Source organism: Streptomyces sp. NPDC056486 (assembly GCF_042795295.1).
Taxonomy (GTDB): Bacteria; Actinomycetota; Actinomycetes; order Streptomycetales; family Streptomycetaceae; genus Streptomyces.
This window is the reverse complement of record NZ_JBHTSF010000343.1, coordinates 1-1,023: the sequence shown is the minus strand read 5'-3', so window position 1 is coordinate 1,023 and position 1,023 is coordinate 1. Positions and strand designations below refer to the sequence as shown.

The 1,023-nt window shown below is 70.8% G+C and carries 1 protein-coding gene; it reads right to left on the bottom strand.

Translation table 11 applies throughout. The features are described from left to right. Window positions 1-47 precede the first annotated feature (47 nt). A partial coding sequence (locus tag ACFQ7F_RS45930) for a hypothetical protein (RefSeq protein ID WP_383285777.1) occupies window positions 48-1,023 on the bottom strand: 976 nt, incomplete at its 5' end.

The following is a 1,023-nucleotide window of genomic DNA, read 5'->3' as shown; positions in this document are numbered from 1 at the left end:
CCACTGTCATTGGCTCCGACCCCGCTTCGTCTGACGGTGGGTACAGGTCAGGCGGTGTCCTCGTGCGGCTCGAGCAGGGCGAAGTAGGTCTCGCGCTGCTGATCGCTCAGCTCGCCGTCGAGGGAGAGCGCCGAGCGCAGTGCGCGCAGGGTGTCCGCCTTGGGCACGCCCCACGTCGTGTGGGCCTGGCGCTGGATGTTCCCGATGCTGGCGTACGCCTCACCGGGGAAGTACCGGACGTACCAGTCGAGCATCTTGCCCGTCGGCACCATCAAATTGAGGTGCCACCACTTGCCGGGCCCCTCGGCTTCCTCGTCGTCGGCGAACATGTCGAGGCACTCCTGCCAGTCGTGCATCACCGCCGCCTCGACGACGTGGCCCAGGGGCTGGGTGGGGATGATCCGGTCGAGGCTCACGGCGACGGACCAGGCGAGCTCGTTGGCGACCTCGGTGACGGATTCCTTGTTGCGGTGGCGCAGCACCCACCGCTTGCGGACGTCGGGCCGGTCGAAGAGGGAGTGCTGGAAGTTGGTGGCGAACCGGTCGCGCACCTCGGCCGCGCCGGGCGAGAGGCTGTCGCGGTCCCCGGCGGACATGGCGGCCCCCACGCCCTCGTAGGAACGCTGGCGGGCTTCCGCCCAGTCCTGGCCCACCGCGCGGGCCCACTGGTCGCGCCCGCCCACGGTGGCCTGCGGCAGCGGCACCTCGTTGTTGCCGCGCGAGATGTAGGCGCGCAGCGTCGAGGCGGTGATGCCCCCCAGCTCCGCCATCTCCGGGGCGCCGAGAAGCTGCGCCGCGGTCAGCTCCGGGCTGGAGAGATCGACCACGCAGCGTTCCAGATCCAGGGCGTTCTCCTGCTCCTGGTGGTGAGAGGCCCACAGCGCCAGGTGATCGAGCCAGTTCTCCGGCCGTGCGGTGTCCGGGTCGAAGGTGGCCACCTTGCCGACGTATGCCTTGGCCGGGTCGGCCCGGCCGTCGAGCATGTCGGCGGCGCTGACGGTGACGGCCATCCGGGCCTTGCGG